The organism is Salegentibacter salegens (assembly GCF_900142975.1).
GTDB lineage: Bacteria > Bacteroidota > Bacteroidia > Flavobacteriales > Flavobacteriaceae > Salegentibacter > Salegentibacter salegens.
Map to the genome: position 1 here is coordinate 2905958 of NZ_LT670848.1, position 15842 is coordinate 2921799.

Below are 15842 nucleotides of genomic sequence, written 5' to 3' on the forward strand. Positions count from 1 at the left end.
CTTTTTTAGTTTTTGGTGTATCCCAGAATATCTCCCGGCTGGCAATCTAAAGCCTCGCAAATAGCTTCTAAAGTAGAAAACCTGACTGCTTTTGCCTTGCCTGTTTTTAATATGGAAAGATTCGCTGTGGTAATCCCAATTTTTTCAGCCAGTTCATTGCTTTTCATCCCACGTTCTTCCAGAATTTTATCCAGGTTTATATTGATTGACATAACTAAACGGTTAATTCGTTTTCCTCTTTCATAATTCTAGCCTGATTAAAGATTTTGGATAGAAATATTAGAAATAAGCCTATGCCTATTACAAACCAAAAATCAAAAAGATCAAAATTTATTTCCATACGCCCAGCAAATATAGCTTTGAAAACAAAGATGGAGAGAGCATCTACAATGGTTATAAATATAATTAATTGGCCAATTAATTTAAAGCTTGCAATTTGGAGCTTTGTAAATAAAGGACCGGCCATTAAGTCCTGCATTAATTTTTTAAATAAGTACAGGATAAAGATCCAAACTCCACTTGATAATAATTCATACGCTAAAGAGGTATAAAGCGCATTTTTAGATTTGATTTCAAATTCTTCAGCATCTCTAAATATTTCCAGGATATCGCCTGGGCTAATAAAGATTGCATAAAGTAAAAAGCCAAGTAAAAGTATCCAACCTATAATCATTAAATAATAAGCAACACTGAAAATGTTTTTAAGCCATTCTGAAGATTTCATTCCTCTACAATTATCGTTTAACAATAACAAAACTACATTAAATTATCGAAAAACAATAATTTGATAAATTAAAAAAGATAAATTAATTTCAGCATTTTAAGAAATTTGCTAAGAAACAGGGTTTTTATAATGATTTAAAATAAGAAGCTATTAAATCCGATTACCGTTGGGGGTTAAACCTTACTTTGGCTGTAAAACTTAAATAATAACTCTTATATTTGCGGGGAACGGACTTTTTGAGAGGAAATATATGCTAACAGCAATACTTTTAGGTTTTTTATTCGCAATATTCCTGGTTTTCGCAGGAAAGTTCTTCAGGGGGAAATTAGCCGTTCTTTCCGCACTTATTCCGGCAGGGCTTTTTGCATATTTTGCAAGTTTTATTCCGCAGATAAGTTCCGGGGAAATAATAAGCAAAACCTACCAATGGGTTCCTGCTTTTGGGGTAGACCTTAGTTTTAAGCTCGATGGGCTTTCCCTTCTTTTTTCATTGATGATCACCGGGATTGGTTTCCTGGTATTCGCATATACCGCATCCTACCTTAGAGGACATAAATATCTTGATCGATTTTACGGATATCTAAGCCTGTTTATGGCAGCCATGCTTGGTTTGGTGCTTTCAGACAATCTTATCTCGCTTTTTGTTTTTTGGGAATTAACCAGTATAAGTTCATTCTTCTTAATCGGGTTTAATAATACTAATCCTGCTTCAAGAAAATCAGCTTTAACCGCTTTAGGAATTACCGGGTTTGGTGGGTTTTTCTTATTAGCTGGAGCTTTGTTGCTGGGTAGTATTACCGGCACTTACAGCATTTCTGAAATGCTAAGTATGAAAGAAGCTATTGCTGGCAGTGAATATTACATCCTGGCGGTGATCTTTATTTTTGTGGCTGCATTTACCAAGTCGGCTCAATTTCCATTTCATTTCTGGTTGCCAGGGGCGATGAAAGCACCAACTCCGGTTTCAACGTATTTGCACTCGGCTACAATGGTGAAAGCAGGAATCTACCTGCTTATGCGTTTTACGCCTGTGTTGGGTGACCACGAATTCTGGAATACAACATTAATAATTGTGGGGGGAATCACGATGGTTTACTCTGCAATTCACGCTCTCTTTAGAACCGATCTTAAAGGTGTTTTGGCTTATTCTACTATTTCAGCCCTGGGAATTTTGGTATTCTTAATCGGGTTGGGAACTAAGGCTGCTTTTCTCGCTGCAGCGGTATTTATAATAGTTCACGCGCTTTATAAAGCTACTTTATTCCTGGTAACAGGAATTATAGATCACCAGGTCGGTACACGGGATGTTACTAAATTAAGCGGATTACGAAAAATTATGATGCCGGTAGCGATAGCCGGTATTTTAGCGGCGATTTCCAGTGCGGGAATTCCACCATCGGTAGGTTTTCTAGGAAAAGAGCTCACTTACGAAGCCAGTACACACGCTGAAACCTTTACGATAATTATCGTAATTGCAATTGTATTGACCAAAATATTATTGCTTTGGGCCGGTTTTGTAGCAGGAATTAAACCTTTTGTAGGGAAACTTCCTGAAGCTCATAAAGATGTAAAAGCCCCCGATTTTTTAATGTGGGCGCCCGCAATTATCCTGGCTGTGTTAGGAATTGTTTTCGGAATTTTCCCTATGCTTATTGAATCGGCCCTGGTGAAACCTGTTGTTTCAGCATTAGGTGCTGATGCTTCAGAATATCACCTTGCATTATGGCACGGTTTCAATACTGTTTTGCTTTTGAGTGCAATTACTATTGCAGTAGGAATTTTGTTGTATTTCTTTTTGAAACCTTCAGCAAAACTGGAAACCAGGATTGGAAAACTGGAATTTATTTCCCCAAAAAGCATCCTGGAAAAGGGCACACATTATTTCAGCGTATTTTCAGCATTCTGGACCAATGTTTTTCAAAATGGATATTTAAGAAATTATGTAACGACCATTGTGTTGTTCCTTGTAGTTTTAGTAGGCTACGTTATGTTTGGAAATCCAAGGGTAATGATAGATCATACTCAACTTTCTAAAGTTACCGCTTACGAGTTAGCGGTGGTGATTATACTAATTGCCGGGGTTTTCTATACCGTTTTTACAAAATCCAGACTTGCTGCAGTTGCCGCAATGGGAGTTGTAGGTTTGGCTATTTGTTTGATTTTTGTTTTCTACAGTGCACCAGATTTGGCGATGACGCAATTCTCTATTGATACCTTAACAGTTATACTGTTTGTATTGGTACTTTACAGATTGCCAAAATATCTTACACTTTCAGATTATAAAATGCGGATTAGGGACGGGATCCTTTCCCTGGCCTTAGGAACGGTAATATGTTTACTTGCTTTGCAAGTACTTGCTGAACCTACCAATAGTGAAATTGGTGATTTTTATGCGAAAAACGCCTATATATTAGCTAAGGGGAAAAATGTTGTAAATGTTATCCTGGTAGATTTTAGAGGAACTGATACGTTAATGGAGATTGCGGTATTATCTATCTCAGCCATTGGAGTTTTTGGATTACTAAAATTGAGATTAAAAAGCACAGACAGGTCGCAATAAAAAAACATTAGAGTCGGGGTAAAAATCCGGCTTTTAAAAAATTAATATAAATGAAAACCTTAATATTAAGAACAGCTTCCGATTATCTTTTGCCACTATTACTGGTGTTTTCTGTTTTTATCTTATTGCGTGGGCATTATTTGCCCGGCGGTGGTTTTGTTGGCGGACTTATAGCTGCAATTGCTTTTGTTTTGCACGCTTTTGCTAACGGGCTGGATAATACAAAAGGACTTTTAAGATTTCATCCCGGGTTTTTAATGCCTGTTGGTTTAGGGCTTGCTTTTTTAAGCGGTTTGGCACCGGTAATTGGTTTAGACGATCCTTTTATGACGGGTCTTTGGTTTCCAGAACCCTTCCCGGTTATTGGGAATGTAGGCTCAGCTTTATTTTTTGATATTGGGGTCTACCTGGTGGTAATTGGGGTCACCCTGACAATAATATTTACAATTTCAGAATCAGCTTAATTTATGGAAATTCTTTTAGCGATAATTATAGGGGTTCTGTATGCCGCAGGTATTTATATGATTCTGCGTAGGAGTTTGGTAAAACTCATTATAGGAATTATTCTTTTAGGGAATGGGGCCAACCTTCTTATTTTTCTCCTTGGTAGAATTACAGAAGGTGCACCGCCAATTATTCCCGAAGATTCCAAGATTTTTTTGGAAGCTTATGCAGATCCTGTTCCGCAGGCATTAATATTAACCGCTATCGTAATTAGTTTCGGTTTACAATCTTTTGCAATTATTCTTGTAAAAAGAGCACACAAAGTAGTGAAAACCGATGATTTGGACGAAATGAACGCAACAGACGAAGATTCATGACACCACAATTAATATTATATCCTTTACTGCTGCAAATGCTATTGGCGATCCTGCTTATGTTTTTTTGGAGGAAAATCAATGCACAGCGAATAATTAGTATGGTAGGAAGCCTTGTGCACCTTGCCGTAAGTATTGGCGTTTTTGCATTTATCTGGAATAACGGTACCCAAACGGTGCAGGCCGGGAATTGGGAAGCTCCTTTTGGAATTACTTTTATTGCTGATACTTTTTCTGCAACTATGGTTCTACTAACCTCTATTGCCGGTTTGGCTGTTTCTATATTTTCATCGGGTTCAGTGATTGGGGATAGGTTGAGATTTGGGTATTTTCCTATTTTCCATTTCTTACTTTTAGGGCTTACGGGAGCATTTTTAACGGGAGATATCTTTAACCTTTATGTTTGGTTTGAAATTATTATTATTAGTTCGTTTGTACTCATTACAATTGGTGGGGAGAAGGCGCAGTTAGAAGGTGCTGTAAAATATTTTACGCTCAATTTCCTCGCGTCAATGATCTTTTTAACGGCAATTGCTGTGCTTTACGGTTTAACCGGAAGCCTTAATATGGCCGATCTTGCCAATAAAGTAGCCGCTGTAGAAAACCGGGCTCTTGTAGAGATTACCGCTATTTTATTTCTAATTGGCTTTGGAATTAAATCGGCTATTTTTCCTTTATATTTTTGGTTGCCGGCTTCATATCATACCCCGCCTTCAGCTGTCTCAGCTATTTTTGGAGGTTTACTAACTAAAGTTGGGGTATATGCCTTAATTAGGGTCTTTACTTTAATTTTTGTAGATGATGTTTTCCTGGATCAAATTCTATTGGTACTGGCCATTTTCACCCTGTTTAGCGGTGCATTGGGTGCGTTGGTTCAAAATAATATTAGGAAAGTATTTTCTTATTTAATCATTTGCCATATTGGTTATATGATTATTGGCTTGGGAATGTTTACCGAAGTAGCTATTGCAGGTACAATTTTCTACCTGGTACACGATATTGTGGTGAAGACCAATTTATTTATGATTAGCGGACTTATTTACAGAATAAAAGGTTCTAACAGTATGCGGGCTTTGGGTGGTTTTTATGCTAATTATCCCAAGTTAAGTTTATTGATGTTCATACCGTTGTTTTCTTTAGTTGGCATACCGCCTTTATCAGGATTTTGGCCTAAAATATCTTTAATTACCGCCAGTTTTGATTCTGGAAGTTATTGGAGCCTGGCCGCAATTATTTTTGCAAGTTTTATTACCTTGGTAGTAATCGCAAAGCTTTGGGCTGAAGTTTTCTGGAAAGATGCACAGGAAATCCCTGTTAGACCAAAATTTAGGTATTTTCATGCAATTAAAAATATAAAGAGAGTTCAGATACTGGTACCTATAGTTTTTTTAAGTCTGGTATCCTTATATATAGGTTTTGGAGCAGAGCATATTCAAACGCTTTCTGCTAGAATTGCATCAGAATTAATGGATAACCAGCAGTATATTGACGCAGTACTTAATACACAAACACCCGAATAATGAAGAGCAGGTTTGTATCTAATTTATTACTCACCTTTGTATGGGTAGCCCTTACCGGAGATTTTAGTTTCCAAAATTATCTATTTGGATTCGTCCTTAATTTCTTTATTCTATGGGTAATTACCAGGGGTAATAGTGATGCCCGCTATTTTACTATTATTCCTAAATTGATAGCCTTCTTTTTCTTTTTTCTTTGGGAATTATTTAAAGCAAACCTACAGGTTGCTTATGAAGTTGTGACCCCAAAATTTGGAATGAAACCAGGAATTGTAAAAGTACCGCTTACCATACAAAGCAACATTGGAATTACATTTTTGGCAAATATGATTTCGCTTACACCGGGAACCCTTAGCCTGGATGTCTCTAACGACAAAAAAGTACTGTATGTTCATGCGATGTATGTAACCGATAAAGAAGAATTTATCAATAGTATTAAAAACGGATTTGAAAAACGTATTTTGGAAATATTGAGATGACGCTAACAGATTATTTATATTATATTATTCTACCAATTCTGGCCTTTTCGGTACTTCTTATCGTGTACCGCTTTATAAAGGGACCCAGTATTGCCGATAAAATTATTGCGCTAGATGTACTTATAACTACCGGTATTGGTATTATTGGAGTCTACAGTATTATACACGGAAGATCTACATTTTTAGATACTGCAATGATTCTGGCCTTAATTGCCTTTTTAAGTACCGTAGCTTTCTCATATTACCTTGAAAAAAGAAATAGAAAGAAATGAGTTCAATAATTATAGTAATATTAGTCACTTTAGGAACTTTGTTCGTGTTGCTGTCGGCAATCGGACTTGTAAGAATGCCCGATACTTATATGAGGATTTCGGTAAACACCAAAGCGGCAACGCTTGGGGTGGGCTTAATTTTAGTGGGAACAGCCGTTTTCTTTAACGATCTTTCTACAACCTCACGCGCGCTCGTAATTATTCTTTTTGTTTTTCTAACCGCTCCCGTAAGTGCACATTTAATTGGGAGAGCTTCATATTTTATGGGTGTAAAACTCTGGAAGGGTTCTGTTGTAGATGATCTTAGAGGGAAATACCAGAAAAATTCCCACGTGTTAAAAAGTGAAATAGACGATACTCCCGGGGATAATGTAGATCATTCCAGAAGCGATGATGATATTGTAAAGTAATTTTTCAGTCTTTATTATCTTCTTGTTTTCTTTTTCCTCTTATCAGCTTTTTTTCCAGAAACCCAAAAAGGAGATTTATAACAACAATTATTATACAAATTATAAGTAGCTCGGCATACATTTGCAAAGCAGCGAGACCGCCCGCCGCGGCACTGCACCAAATGGTTGCAGCAGTGGTTAAACCTTTTACATTTTTCCCGTGTTGAAGAATGGTTCCCGCACCAATAAAACCAATTCCGGTGACCACCTGGCCAATAACCCTGGTAATATCTACAAAATCTTCTCCCTGAAATTGCAGCGAAAGTAAAATAAATACACAGGCTCCTAACGCCACAAGTGCGTTAGTTTTTAAACCCGCACTTTTCCCTGTAAATTCCCTTTCTATACCTATAAAAAGTCCGGCAACGGCGGCTAAACCAATACTAAGACTAAATTCTGCAAGTTCCATATATTTTGCCTGGTTAAAGTTGTAATTTTGAGCTATGCAATTACCTTTAAAATTAGCGAAAAGTTTAGAGAAGAGAAAAGAAGAAAATTCCTTACGTAGTTTGAAGCAAACTTCTCAATTAATAGATTTTTCGTCAAACGATTATTTAGGATTTGCTTCTTCTTTAGAAATTTATAAAAAAGCCCATCTAATATTAAAGGAAAATGACTTATTACACAATGGCGCCACCGGTTCCAGGTTGCTTTCAGGAAACCATAAAATTTATGATTTAACCGAAAATTTCCTGGCCAAATTTCATCAAACTGAAGCCGCGCTTATTTACAATTCTGGGTACGATGCTAATATTGGCTTTTTCAGTTCAGTCCCTAAACGTGGGGATGTTATATTTTATGATGAACTTGCCCACGCTTCTATAAGAGATGGCATTGCAATGAGTCACGCTAAAGTTTATAAATTCAGGCATAATAGTATAGAAAATCTCAAAACTAGACTGAATAAACTTTCACAACCTGTAGATTCCGAAATTTATATCGTAACCGAATCTGTCTTTTCTATGGATGGCGATATGGCTCCGCTTAAAGCATTAGCAGAACTTTCAGAAGAATTTGGAGCTTTTTTAATTATAGATGAAGCTCACGCTACAGGAATTTTTGGCGAAAAAGGAAAAGGTTTAATTCAGGAGTTCGGAATTCAAGATAAAATTTTCGCTTGTTTAAATACCTTCGGAAAGGCGCCCGGGTGCCACGGCGCGGTTATTTTAGGAAGTAAAAGTTTAAAAGATTACCTGGTAAATTTTTCCCGAAGTTTTATTTATACAACTGCGCTACCACCACATTCCGTAGCTACTATTTTAGCAGTTTACCAGAATTTTGAAAAGGGAATTTCTGAAATTCAGCAACTAAAAAATAATATTCATTTTTTCAGGAATAAAATTGAGGAATTAGAGGTTAAAGAACATTTTATTCCGAGTAATTCAGCAATTCAAAGTTGTATAATTCCGGGGAATGAAAAAGTGAAAAACATAGCAGAAATTTTGAAACAAGAAGGTTTTGAAATAAAACCAATTCTTTCACCTACAGTGCCAAAAGGTAGTGAACGATTAAGGTTTTGCCTGCATTCCTTTAATTCTGAAGAAGAAATAAATAGGGTGTTAAAAATACTCGCTAAATTACTGGCATAAAACCGGCGTGATGCTGGACCTAAAAATTGGCTGTAAAGGATTAGGTATAAGACAGTGATTAATTCCAGGTATGGAATAAAAATATAAGCACATGAATACTTTTGTAAATATTGCCAGATTTCAATATTCTTCTGAAGCGCAAATTGTAAAAGGGAAATTACAATCTGAAGGCATCGAGGTATTTCTGGCAGATCAGGTACTTATTGATACCGATCCTTTGGTTAGCCAGGCAATTGGAGGCATTAAACTAAACGTATATGCTGACGATGAGGGACGGGCCCGGGCAATTTTAAGTGAAATTCATGATTATTCCCTCGATGACGAAGGTGAAAGACTGATTTGTCCTAATTGCGATAGTAGCCGCGTAAAAGTTTATACTCATATTAAAGATGTCCGTTCTTTCTTTGCTTTTCTATTTTCATTTCTCACCTTCGCCCTGCCAATTCACTACAAGTACGATTATCATTGTGAAAACTGTGAAGAAAAATTTATTTTAAAATGATGCATACCTATTTTGTTACCGGAATTGGAACTGAAGTTGGGAAAACAATTATTTCTGCAATAATAACCGAAGCCCTCGAAGCGGATTACTGGAAGCCCATACAGGCCGGCGATCTTGATAATTCCGATAGCCATAAAGTTGAAAGATTAATTTCTAACGATAAAACTGTTTTTCATAAAAATAGCTTTGCGTTAAAAACACCAATGAGTCCGCACGCAGCGGCTGAAATTGATGGTATTAAGATCACTTCAAAGAAAATTAAACGTCCCAAAACTAAAAATAACCTTGTAGTAGAAGGCGCCGGTGGATTATTAGTTCCTATTAGCGATAAGGAAACCATAGCCGATTTAATGCAGCCAGAAGATCGAATTATTTTGGTTTCCCGGCATTATCTCGGGAGCATCAATCATACTTTGCTAAGCATTGAAGCTTTAAAATCCCGAGGCTTGAATTGCTTCGGAATAATTTTTTCCGGGGAGGAAAATAAATCTACGGAATCGATTATTAAAAAAATGAGCGATGTCCCCATTCTCGGAAGAATAGAACAGGAACCTTATTTTGACCAAAATGTGATCAAAGAATACGCTGAAAGTTTTATAGAAAAACTGAAATAAATTAAATGTCGAGGCTGTTTAAAAAGTCTAATTTCGTCAAGCTGAACTTGTTTCAGCTTCTAACATGTTTTGATTAACTACATCTTAGATTCTGAAATGATCCCGAAGCTTCGGGACAGAATGACGAATTAAAAAACTTTCCAGACAACCTCCTGAGTATATAAATTATGAACCTAGTTTCCCGAGACCAAAAACACCTTTGGCACCCCTTAACCCAACATAAAATTTCCCCTGAAGCTTTACCAATTGTAAAAGCAAAAGGCAGCATTCTTTACGCCGAAGATGGCAGCGAATATATAGACGGAATTGCTTCCTGGTACACGGCAATGTACGGGCATTGCAATGAATATATTACTGGAAAGGTAGCAGCCCAGATGCAAAACCTGGATCAGTTGGTTTTTAGCGGATTTACCCACGAGCCCGCGGTAAAACTTTCTGAAGAACTTATAAAGATTTTACCGAAAAATCAGCAGAAATTATTCTTTAATGATAATGGTTCTACGGCCACCGAGATTGGAATAAAGATGGCTTTGCAGTATCATCACAACCAGGGCAATAATCGAAATATAATGTTGGCTTTTGAAGAAGGTTTTCACGGCGATACTTTTGGTGCGATGTCGGTTTCGGGGCTTTCGGTTTATAATGGAGCTTTTGAAGAGCATTTTATTGAAGTTTTACGAATTCCGGTGCCACTTGGCGAGAATAATTCAGAAGTAATTTCACAGCTAAAAAAGCAGATTTCAGAAAATAATATCGCGGGATTTATTTACGAGCCCTTAGTGCAGGGTGCTGCCGCGATGAAAATGCATAATTCAGAAGGATTGAATGAAATTCTGAAAATCTGCAAAGAAAACGATGTTATTTGTGTTGCCGATGAAGTAATGACCGGCTTTGGCAAAACCGGAAAATATTTCGCTTCAGATTATATGGAAACCAAACCCGATGTGATGTGTCTTTCTAAAGCGCTAACCGCGGGATTGTTACCTATGGGCTTAACTACCTGCTCGCAAAAAATTTATGATGCTTTTTATGCCGATGATATTTCAAAAGGATTATTCCACGGTCATACATATTCGGCAAATCCACCGGCCTGTACTGCGGCGATTGCTGGAATAGAATTGTTGATTTCCGAAGAAATTCAGCAAAAAATAAAAACGGTAATAAAATCTCACCAGGCATTTGACGAGAAAATAAAGAATCATCCAAAAGTCACCAATCGTAGACAATTAGGGGTAATCTATGCTTTTGACTTAAACGTAAAAATGGAGCGCTACGGCAATCTTAGAAATCAACTTTTTAAACATTTTATGGACAACGGCGTGTTTCTTAGACCGCTTGGAAACACCATTTATATTTTAGCGCCTTTCACCATTTCCCAATCTGAATTGGATAAAATCTATTCCGTCATCGAAGATATGTTAGAGAAATTTTAGAAATAAAATTTTTAAGTGCCTTAAAAGCAAAGCTTTAATTGTTTACATTAGAATTAAAATTTTGCGATTATGATGCATCCGGATACTGAATTGCGTTTTATAAATGAGCAGGTGGGATATGGCGTAGTTGCGACCAAAAATATTCCCGAAGGCACAATTACCTGGGTTCAGGATGATTTAGATCATGTTTTTTATTCCTCCCAGGTAGAAAAATTGCATCCTAAAAGTGCACAAATGCTTGAAAAATATGCTTTTCGTAATAGGTTTGGCGATTTGGTGCTTTGTTGGGATTTGGCGAAATATGTAAACCATAGTTTTAATTCAAACTGTTTTTCTACGGCTTATGGTTTTGAAATCGCAGTTCGGGACATTAAGTCTGGCGAAGAACTAACCGATGATTATGGCTATTTGAATCTCGATGAGACTTTCGAACCTTTTCAGGAAAACGCATCCAGAACCAAGGTTTATCCAGATGATTTGATGAATTATCACCAGGAATGGGATGGAATTTTACAGAAATCTATTCGGAAATTTGAGAAAGTCTATCAGCCACTTATAGATCTTGTTTCTGAAGGAATTCAATTAGAATTGCAAAAGATCCTTTTAGGTGAAAAAGAAATGGATTCTATCCTTAATCTTTATTATCAGCGTTAAGCTTCTGAAATTTTATTCAGCTTCAATTAATATTTTTAGCCCTAATATTTAGCCGTTGGCGCAACAGGCTGTATTTTTACGGAAAAATTAATCGCTTTTGAAATCACCGGTATTTATTTCTTCACTTAGTTCTATTTCTGCACTTGGTCAATCTCCGGCAGAAATATGGAACAATTATAAGAATCCGAAACATTTTATTACCAAACATCAGTTTGATGAAACCGAAGCTTTTGCAGCTTTTTTACCAAAAGAAGTGCGAAATGCGATCGAAGCACTTAAGAATGAAAATACCAATTATAGAAAATTGGACGATTCTGTTTTATTTGCCATTTTCTCGGCAAGAAAATCCATCAAAGAGGCGGGTTGGGAAAACAAAAGAAATGTAGGAATCAATATTGGAAGTTCCAGAGGCGCCACGGGATTGTTTGAAAAGTATCATAAGGAATTTGTTGAAACCGGGAAAGCTGCCACGCAGGCTTCCCCTTCCACCACTTTAGGGAATATTTCTTCGTGGGTTTCACAAGATCTTCAAACCGAAGGCCCTGAATTTTCCCACAGCGTAACCTGTTCTACCGGTTTACATTCTGTGATAAACGCGATTGCCTGGATGCAGGCAGGATTTGCAGATAAATTCCTTGCCGGTGGGAGTGAAGCTGCATTAACGCCTTTTACAATTGCCCAGATGAAAGCGATGAAAATTTATGCTTCAGAAGATCTTGATTTTCCGTGTCGTGCGTTGGATATGGAAAAAAAGAGAAATTCAATGATTTTAGGTGAGGCTTCGGGGATATTGGCGCTTCAGCATGAAAATTCAGAAAGGGCAATTGCTAAAATTTCGGGAATCGGTTATGCGACTGAAACTTTAAAACATAGCGTGTCTATTTCAGAAAACGGAGAGTCTTTGCAAAAGGCCATGAAAATGGCAATTGGGAAGAAAGAACTTTCTGAAATTGACGCGGTGGTGATGCACGCGCCCGGAACCTTAAAAGGAGACCTTTCTGAAGTAAACGCTATAAAAACAGTGTTTGGTAAAAATACACCCGCAATGACCAGCAATAAATGGAAACTGGGACACACTTTTGCCGCTTCAGGAATTCTAAATTTAGAACTGGCGGTTTTAATGCTTCAGCACCAGGAATTTATTGAAGTCCCTTTTTTAGAAATCAGTAAATCGCCTTTGAAATTGGAAAATATACTGGTAAACGCTGTCGGATTTGGTGGGAATGCGGTTTCGATATTGGTAACCCGAAAATGATTCTTTTAAGAAAGCTTTGAAAACTTTCTTCGCTGAAGGCCTATTAAAGCGCAGTTTTATTTATTTTTGAATTCAAATCTATTTTTATGGCTACAAGACATAACTGGACCAAAGAAGAAATCCTCGAAATATATAATAAACCTTTAATGGAGCTGCTTTACGAAGCGGCCACCGTGCACAGGGAACATCACGACCCAAATACGGTACAGGTTTCCACTTTACTTTCTATTAAAACCGGCGGTTGTCCTGAAGATTGTGGCTATTGCCCACAGGCAGCGCGTTATCATACTAATGTTGAAGGCAACGACCTTATGAGCGTAAACCAGGTGAAAGCCCAGGCTTTACGAGCTAAAGCATCGGGAAGTTCGCGTGTTTGTATGGGCGCGGCCTGGAGAAATGTAAAAGACGGGCAGGAATTTGATTCGGTTTTGGAAATGGTGAGAACCATTAATAAACTGGATATGGAAGTTTGCTGTACGCTGGGAATGATTACTGAAAACCAGGCGCAGCGACTTGCTGAAGCCGGTTTGTATGCCTACAACCATAATTTAGATTCATCAGAAGAATATTATAAAGAAGTGATTTCTACCCGTGGTTACCAGGATAGATTAGATACTATCGGAAATGTTAGAAAAACCAATGTTACAGTTTGTAGCGGTGGAATTATTGGAATGGGAGAAAGTGCAGATGACAGAGCAGGAATGCTTGTAGCGCTTTCAACCTTAAGTCCGCAGCCGGAATCTGTGCCGATTAATGCTCTGGTACCTGTTGAAGGAACTCCTATGGAAGAGCAGGAGCCTGTTTCTATTTGGGAAATGGTAAGAATGGTTGCTACTGCCAGAATTGTTATGCCTGAAACCCAGGTAAGACTTTCTGCCGGAAGAACGCAAATGAGCAGGGAAGGCCAGGCGATGTGTTTCTTTGCGGGAGCAAATTCAATTTTTGCCGGGGATAAATTGCTTACCACTCCAAATCCTGATGTAAGTGAGGATATGGAATTGTTTAAATCTTTAGGTTTGAATCCGCAAAAAGCATTTGAGAAAAAGGAACAACCAGCAAGTGTTTCCGCAGAAGAATCGAAATATCAGAATTTAGGCGAAAAACCAAAATGGTCAAGACCCGGGCATAAGATTGAGCGTAATTTAGAAGCGCAACAAAAATCTAAAGCTAAGGCGTAAAACTTCATAATATTGAAATTGGATCTGCAAGACATACCGCGGGTTAAAAAGCTTTCAAAAGAAGAATTTTTGAAGGACTATTTTATACCCGAAAAACCGGTTGTTTTTGAAGAGCTTTCAGCCGATTGGCCGGCGAATAAAAAATGGGATTTTGATTATTTCAGGAAAAAAGCTGGAGATGTTGTAGTACCGCTTTATGACGGGAAACCGGCAAAAGGCAGGCAAAGTTCTCACGGACCCGCAAAAAAAATTCCTATGCGGGAATACATAGATATTCTTGAAAAAGGACCTACAGATCTTAGGATGTTTTTCTTTAACCTATTGCAAAATTGCCCTGAATTAATAGATGATTTTAAATACCCCGATCTTGGCGTAAAATTTTTTAAAAAGTTACCTGTTTTATTTGTTGGTGGCGAGGGAAGTAGCGTGGTGATGCATTATGATATGGATCTAGCCAATAACTTTCATTTTAATTTTGTTGGTGAAAAAAGGGTGATTCTTTACCCTCCTTCTGAAACTAAATTTTTGTATCATGTGCCGCATTCCATAGTAAGTATGGAGATTATAAATATGGATGCCCCAGATTTTGAGAAATATCCTGCACTGGCTAAAGCAAAAGGCTTTGAAACAAGGTTGAAACACGGGGAGGCAATATATATTCCCAGTAAATGGTGGCATTTTATAAAGTATGAGACTGCGAGCTTATCAATGACTTTGCGTTCATTACCTCAAAAACCTGGGCGCATTGCTGAGGTGCTCAAAAGTTTGATTTTTACTCGGAATTACGATAATTTAATGCGTAAGATCAAGGGTCAGGATTGGATAGATTATAAGAATAGAAAAGCGATTGAAAATACGCACAAAAGTGCTGGAATTGAATGATGGAGAACGAAGAAAGCTTACATTTAGAGCCTATACCAAGGCTTAGGAATATTTCTAAAAAAGATTTTTTGGAGCAGTATGTTCGGCCGCAAAAACCCGTGGTTATTGAGCATTTGGTGGATGATTGGCCTGCTACCCAGAAGTGGGATTTAGATTATATTAAAAAAGTTGCAGGGGAAAAAGTGGTTCCGCTTTATGATGATAGGCCTATTAATTCTAAGCAGAAATTCAACGAGCCACATACCGAAATGAAGATGGCAGATTATATAGATCTGCTAAAATCAAAACCTACCAATTACCGAATTTTTCTTTATCATTTATTAAAGGAAGTTCCCGTTCTACAAAAGGATTTTAGGTTTCCTGACCTTGGAATTCGATTTCTTAAGCAATTGCCAACTTTATTTTTTGGTGGGGAGAATTCCAAAGTCTTCATGCATTACGATATTGATTTTGCCAATATCCTTCATTTTCATTTCCACGGTAAAAAACGCTGTATCATTTATCCCCCTTCGCAGACTAAATATCTATATAAAGTACCACATGCGCTGATTTCCCGTGAAGATATAGATTTCAATAATCCCGATTTTGAAAAATTTCCGGTGCTTAAAAAGGCAAAAGGTTATGTGACTGAATTAAACCACGGCGAAGCGCTCTATATGCCCGAAGGCTATTGGCACCAAATGACTTATTTAACTCCTGGTTTTTCTATGAGCTTGCGGGCAACTTCAAGAACACTTACCAATTTTTCTAAAGCTGTTTATAACCTGGTGGTGATGCGTAATTTTGATAATTATATGCGGAAACTAAAGGGTCAGAGATGGATAGATTATAAAAATGAAGAAGCTATTAGGCGAACTCATAAGAAGAATAAGGTTTAATAATACCTCCAGACCTCACAGGTTTTCAAAATCTGTGA

General features: G+C 37.4%; 19 protein-coding genes. 16 read left to right on the plus strand and 3 right to left on the minus strand.

Features of this window, described 5'->3' with window-relative positions:
* Nucleotides 1–5: 5 nt before the first annotated feature.
* Both B5488_RS12990 and B5488_RS12995 read right to left on the minus strand, forming a co-directional pair.
* Entirely contained in the window at nucleotides 6–212 is a 207-nt protein-coding gene (locus tag B5488_RS12990; RefSeq protein WP_079735649.1) for a helix-turn-helix domain-containing protein, read from the minus strand.
* 2 nt (nucleotides 213–214) lie between these two features.
* The gene (locus B5488_RS12995; protein ID WP_079735650.1) at nucleotides 215–724 is read right to left on the minus strand and encodes a DUF2975 domain-containing protein; all 510 of its coding nucleotides are present in this window, start codon (nucleotides 722–724) and stop codon (nucleotides 215–217) included.
* 250 nt (nucleotides 725–974) lie between these two features.
* Between B5488_RS12995 and B5488_RS13000 the strand changes: the two genes are divergently transcribed.
* Genes B5488_RS13000 through mnhG form a run of 7 tightly spaced genes read left to right on the plus strand, consistent with a single transcriptional unit; the run spans nucleotide 975 to nucleotide 6780 of the window.
* Nucleotides 975–3284, plus strand: coding sequence for a putative monovalent cation/H+ antiporter subunit A (locus B5488_RS13000; protein ID WP_079735651.1), 2310 nt, complete (start codon nucleotides 975–977; stop codon nucleotides 3282–3284).
* A gap of 50 nt (nucleotides 3285–3334) precedes the next feature.
* On the plus strand, nucleotides 3335–3748 hold the full coding sequence (locus tag B5488_RS13005) for a Na+/H+ antiporter subunit B (protein WP_075325583.1): 414 nt from the start codon (nucleotides 3335–3337) through the stop codon (nucleotides 3746–3748).
* A 3-nt stretch (nucleotides 3749–3751) separates the two neighbouring features.
* Nucleotides 3752–4105 carry a Na+/H+ antiporter subunit C gene (locus B5488_RS13010; RefSeq protein WP_079735652.1) on the plus strand — a complete coding sequence of 118 codons (354 nt, stop codon included), beginning with the start codon at nucleotides 3752–3754 and terminating at the stop codon, nucleotides 4103–4105.
* Nucleotides 4102–5622, plus strand: a complete 1521-nt coding sequence (locus tag B5488_RS13015) for a proton-conducting transporter transmembrane domain-containing protein (protein ID WP_079735653.1) — start codon at nucleotides 4102–4104, stop codon at nucleotides 5620–5622. The genes B5488_RS13010 and B5488_RS13015 overlap by 4 nt, the downstream gene beginning before the upstream one ends.
* Nucleotides 5622–6098, plus strand: a complete 477-nt coding sequence (locus B5488_RS13020; protein ID WP_079735654.1) for a Na+/H+ antiporter subunit E — start codon at nucleotides 5622–5624, stop codon at nucleotides 6096–6098. The genes B5488_RS13015 and B5488_RS13020 overlap by 1 nt, the downstream gene beginning before the upstream one ends.
* Nucleotides 6095–6370: a cation:proton antiporter gene (locus tag B5488_RS13025; protein ID WP_075325587.1), complete on the plus strand. Its 276-nt coding sequence runs from the start codon at nucleotides 6095–6097 to the stop codon at nucleotides 6368–6370. The genes B5488_RS13020 and B5488_RS13025 overlap by 4 nt, the downstream gene beginning before the upstream one ends.
* The gene (gene mnhG / locus B5488_RS13030) at nucleotides 6367–6780 is read left to right on the plus strand and encodes a monovalent cation/H(+) antiporter subunit G (protein WP_079735655.1); all 414 of its coding nucleotides are present in this window, start codon (nucleotides 6367–6369) and stop codon (nucleotides 6778–6780) included. The genes B5488_RS13025 and mnhG overlap by 4 nt, the downstream gene beginning before the upstream one ends.
* Before the next feature lie 4 nt (nucleotides 6781–6784).
* Here mnhG and B5488_RS13035 read toward each other — a convergent pair whose 3' ends face one another.
* Nucleotides 6785–7228, minus strand: a complete 444-nt coding sequence (locus tag B5488_RS13035) for an MgtC/SapB family protein (protein ID WP_079735656.1) — start codon at nucleotides 7226–7228, stop codon at nucleotides 6785–6787.
* A 34-nt stretch (nucleotides 7229–7262) separates the two neighbouring features.
* Between B5488_RS13035 and B5488_RS13040 the strand changes: the two genes are divergently transcribed.
* From B5488_RS13040 to B5488_RS13080, 9 genes are all read left to right on the plus strand, one after another.
* Entirely contained in the window at nucleotides 7263–8408 is a 1146-nt protein-coding gene (locus B5488_RS13040; protein WP_079735657.1) for an aminotransferase class I/II-fold pyridoxal phosphate-dependent enzyme, read from the plus strand.
* Nucleotides 8409–8499: 91 nt separating this feature from the next.
* A complete protein-coding gene (locus B5488_RS13045) occupies nucleotides 8500–8910 on the plus strand; it encodes a putative signal transducing protein (protein ID WP_079735658.1) in 411 nt (136 codons plus the stop codon).
* On the plus strand, nucleotides 8907–9524 hold the full coding sequence (bioD, locus tag B5488_RS13050; RefSeq protein ID WP_079735659.1) for a dethiobiotin synthase: 618 nt from the start codon (nucleotides 8907–8909) through the stop codon (nucleotides 9522–9524). The genes B5488_RS13045 and bioD overlap by 4 nt, the downstream gene beginning before the upstream one ends.
* Nucleotides 9525–9691: 167 nt before the next feature.
* Complete coding sequence (bioA, locus tag B5488_RS13055; protein WP_079735660.1) at nucleotides 9692–10957, plus strand: adenosylmethionine--8-amino-7-oxononanoate transaminase; 1266 nt, start codon at nucleotides 9692–9694, stop codon at nucleotides 10955–10957.
* 69 nt (nucleotides 10958–11026) lie between these two features.
* Entirely contained in the window at nucleotides 11027–11611 is a 585-nt protein-coding gene (locus tag B5488_RS13060) for an SET domain-containing protein (protein ID WP_079735661.1), read from the plus strand.
* Between the two features lie 97 nt (nucleotides 11612–11708).
* On the plus strand, nucleotides 11709–12866 hold the full coding sequence (locus tag B5488_RS13065) for a beta-ketoacyl synthase N-terminal-like domain-containing protein (protein ID WP_079735662.1): 1158 nt from the start codon (nucleotides 11709–11711) through the stop codon (nucleotides 12864–12866).
* An 86-nt stretch (nucleotides 12867–12952) separates the two neighbouring features.
* Nucleotides 12953–14044, plus strand: a complete 1092-nt coding sequence (gene bioB, locus B5488_RS13070) for a biotin synthase BioB (protein ID WP_079735663.1) — start codon at nucleotides 12953–12955, stop codon at nucleotides 14042–14044.
* 12 nt (nucleotides 14045–14056) lie between these two features.
* A complete protein-coding gene (locus B5488_RS13075; RefSeq protein WP_079735664.1) occupies nucleotides 14057–14926 on the plus strand; it encodes a cupin-like domain-containing protein in 870 nt (289 codons plus the stop codon).
* The gene (locus tag B5488_RS13080) at nucleotides 14923–15804 is read left to right on the plus strand and encodes a cupin-like domain-containing protein (RefSeq protein WP_079735665.1); all 882 of its coding nucleotides are present in this window, start codon (nucleotides 14923–14925) and stop codon (nucleotides 15802–15804) included. The genes B5488_RS13075 and B5488_RS13080 overlap by 4 nt, the downstream gene beginning before the upstream one ends.
* Nucleotides 15805–15842: the final 38 nt, after the last annotated feature.